This window comes from Haloferax sp. s1, assembly GCF_058382125.1.
Genome location: NZ_JBZRPK010000301.1, coordinates 1 through 2,805, shown reverse-complemented (window position 1 = coordinate 2,805; position 2,805 = coordinate 1). Strand labels below are relative to the sequence as shown.

Sequence of the window (2,805 nt, the reverse complement as noted above, 5' to 3'; positions counted from 1 at the left end):
CGGAAACCCGTTTGTGACGACGGACGACGAGTCCACTGAAGACGGAACGGAGACGACAGCAGACGGTGACACGGAGACGACCACCGCCGATAACGAAACGTCGTCCACCGACGATTCGAATACCTAATTCGGGCGACCACACCCTATCTCCCGATACTGTTTAATATCCCCATCCTGTAGGTCCACACTGTAATGTCGGAAGTCTGCTCGACGTGCGGGCTCCCTGAAGAGCTCTGCGTCTGCGAGGACGTCGCTAAAGAGTCTCAGGAGATTGTCATCCGCATCGACGAGCGCCGCTACGGAAAAGAGGTTACAGTCATCGAGGGATTCGATCCGAAGGACGTCGACATGGATAGCCTGTCGTCGGACCTGAAATCGAAATTCGCCTGTGGTGGGACCGTGGAAGACGATTCCATCGAACTCCAAGGCAACCACCGCGGCCGAGTGGGGGATTTCCTCCGCGAAAAGGGGTTCAACGTCGCGTGACCGACCTCTAAACTAGCCCGACGTCGAGTTATTTTTGTGACCAAGCCGTCGAGAGCGACTGCACTAGCTCGACTGCGCGTTGCGTTGATACTACCGGCTGTAAGTCCGTGAAGCATTTCGGCACCTTGGGGTGCCGAATATCTTGAACCAGTTACAGCCGACAGTCTGAACTACTCGCCACCAGCAGTCGCTTCGTCGAGTCCCTCTTCGAGTGGTCCCTCCCACTCGTTGAGGCCACCGGCCATACTCTCGATTTGCGCGTCTTGGGTCCCCTCGTAGGACGATAGCAGTCGGACCGCCTGTATACTCGCTTCTCCCCGGGGACAGACGGTGATGATGCGGTCCGCGCCTGCGACGCGCCCGAGATGCGACACGAGGTTGACGAGCGGGATGTTGATGCTTCCGGGGATGTGACCCAACTCGAACTCCGCTTCCGTGCTCACGTCGACGACGACCGGCGGGTCGTCGCTGTCGAGGAGCGACTCGACTTCTGCGGGCGCGATTTCTTCGACAGACACGTTACAACAATCCCTCCTCGCGCGCGAGCAGGACGCCTTCGAGCGTGGCGTCGTTTGTCGGCGACTCGGTCGCGCGTTCGACGACTTCGTCGACTGGGACCGCACGAACCGAGAGGAACTCGTTGTCGTCTAAGTCGCGCTCGACCGGCGTGAGTCCCTCCGCGAAGACGAAGCCGCGTCGGTGACGGAGCACGCCAGTTGAACACCACACGTCGCCGATGACCGAAGCCGAATCGGCGGCGAACCCGGTTTCCTCACGGAGTTCGCGCACTGCGGCATCCGTGAAAGACTCGCCCTGTTCGACGATTCCCGCGGGCAGTTCGAGTTGCGTCTGGCGGATGGTCGGACGGTACTGCTCGACGAAGACGACGTGGTCGTCGGCGACGGCGATGACGACGACGGCAGTCGCCAGTTCGGCCCAGTAGTAGCGTTTCGTGGTGCCGTTCGGCTGTTTGACGAGGTCGTACCCGCCGGTGAACCAGCCCGTTTCGTACTCGGTCTCCGATTCGAGTACCGGCCACTCAGGGTCAGGAAGTTGTTCGTGCCGACGGCCGTCGTCGGTCATTGGTTGCCTCCGTCGCCGTCTGTATCGTCTCTGTTGTCTTCGTCGCTACCTGTGTCGCCTTCGTGTTCTTCACCGTCACCCGTGTCGTCGTTGTCTTCGTCTCCTCCCTCAAGAATTGCATCACGGTAGACGCGTCCGAAGGCGTTGCGGCGGAGCGTGCTTACCGCGGCCTCGCGTTCGTTCTGGAAGGTCGTCGCGATGACCGTCTCAGCGAACGGAATCGCGTGCCACGCGACGCGCTCGACATCGGGGTTGCCCAGTTCGACCACCTCGTAGTCCGGGTGGTCCGAACGCCAGTCGTCAAATTCGGCTCGCGACCCGACGCGAACCGCCAGTGACTCGGCGAACAGCGCGTTGCGGACGGTCTCGACGACCTCGCCGGTCACGCGGTCTCGGTACTCGTCGCGGTCGAAGTCCATCGCTTTGGCCGTCTCTCTGACGACCACCTGCGCTGTCGGCCCAACGCGGTCGAAGGCCGTTTCGGCGTCAGCGAGCGACTCCGGAGAAATCGTCCCGTGGGTTTCCATCGCCCATCGATTCGAGGGCCGGGCTTACGACTCTTTCTCGTCGGCGTCGTCGTCCGAGTTGCGCTGGTCGGCATCCTCGGTCCCGACTTCGTCGCCGTTTGCTCCGCCCTCGTCGCCGTTTGCTCCGCCCTCGCCGCCGTTTGCTCCACTCTCGTCGTCATTCGTTCCTCCCTCGTCGTCTTGCATCTCCTCAGTGAGCGACCTCGCCTCCTCGAAAATGCGTGCCGCGTCACCGGACAGCGGTTCCGACCCGTCTCGGCCGCCGAACTGGGGTGTCTGGCCGTGTCCGTGTTCGTGTCCGATTCCATGCTCGTGGCCGTGTCCGTGCTTGTGGCGCTGCGTGCGGTCGACCGTGTCTTCGAACACTTCGTCGAACTCGTGTTCCTCCGCGAAGTCGGAAACGACTGGCCCGAGCGAATCGGGATTCATCGAATCCCAGTCGGGCGCGTGTTCGTCCAGCCACGTCTCGTGGTCGTCACCGTGGACGATGGCTTGCAACGCGAGGTGGTTCGCGAGATGCGTCTCGTCGCGTTGCGGTGCGTCGCAGACCGGACAGGCGTATCCCATACCGGCCGGTAGTGGCTGAGTGTACCAAAACCCGTCGCAGTTTACTCGAAAGAGGGAGGAAGCGGTCGTGGCGTCCGCAATGGTGTGGTGTGGTTGTGGTGTGCGGATTGCCGACGAGTGGCCACGGCGCACCCCTCTGTGG

The 2,805-nt window shown here is 62.1% G+C and carries 5 protein-coding genes; 1 reads left to right on the top strand and 4 read right to left on the bottom strand.

Features of this window, described 5'->3' with window-relative positions:
- The first annotated feature begins 192 nt into the window (after window positions 1-192).
- Window positions 193-486, top strand: coding sequence for a stress response translation initiation inhibitor YciH (gene yciH, locus QT222_RS03265; RefSeq protein ID WP_004059389.1), 294 nt, complete (start codon window positions 193-195; stop codon window positions 484-486).
- A gap of 170 nt (window positions 487-656) precedes the next feature.
- On the opposite strand, the gene QT222_RS03260 is transcribed toward yciH, so the two are convergent.
- Genes QT222_RS03260 through QT222_RS03245 form a run of 4 tightly spaced genes read right to left on the bottom strand, consistent with a single transcriptional unit; the run spans window position 657 to window position 2,663 of the window.
- Window positions 657-1,004: a rhodanese-like domain-containing protein gene (locus tag QT222_RS03260; protein WP_491476295.1), complete on the bottom strand. Its 348-nt coding sequence runs from the start codon at window positions 1,002-1,004 to the stop codon at window positions 657-659.
- A gap of 1 nt (window position 1,005) precedes the next feature.
- Window positions 1,006-1,569, bottom strand: coding sequence for an NUDIX hydrolase (locus QT222_RS03255; protein ID WP_491476294.1), 564 nt, complete (start codon window positions 1,567-1,569; stop codon window positions 1,006-1,008).
- The gene (locus QT222_RS03250) at window positions 1,566-2,096 is read right to left on the bottom strand and encodes a DUF5809 family protein (RefSeq protein ID WP_491476293.1); all 531 of its coding nucleotides are present in this window, start codon (window positions 2,094-2,096) and stop codon (window positions 1,566-1,568) included. The genes QT222_RS03255 and QT222_RS03250 overlap by 4 nt, the downstream gene beginning before the upstream one ends.
- 24 nt (window positions 2,097-2,120) lie before the next feature.
- Window positions 2,121-2,663: a DUF5810 domain-containing protein gene (locus tag QT222_RS03245; RefSeq protein ID WP_491476292.1), complete on the bottom strand. Its 543-nt coding sequence runs from the start codon at window positions 2,661-2,663 to the stop codon at window positions 2,121-2,123.
- Between the last annotated feature and the right edge of the window lie 142 nt (window positions 2,664-2,805).

What these genes read in the sequence shown, in the direction of transcription:
- yciH (WP_004059389.1), top strand. Translation starts at nt 193, where the DNA reads ATGTCGGAAGTCTGCTCGACGTGCGGGCTCCCTGAAGAGCTCTGCGTC.
- QT222_RS03255 (WP_491476294.1), bottom strand. Translation starts at nt 1,569, where the DNA reads ATGACCGACGACGGCCGTCGGCACGAACAACTTCCTGACCCTGAGTGG.
- QT222_RS03250 (WP_491476293.1), bottom strand. Translation starts at nt 2,096, where the DNA reads ATGGAAACCCACGGGACGATTTCTCCGGAGTCGCTCGCTGACGCCGAA.
- QT222_RS03245 (WP_491476292.1), bottom strand. Translation starts at nt 2,663, where the DNA reads ATGGGATACGCCTGTCCGGTCTGCGACGCACCGCAACGCGACGAGACG.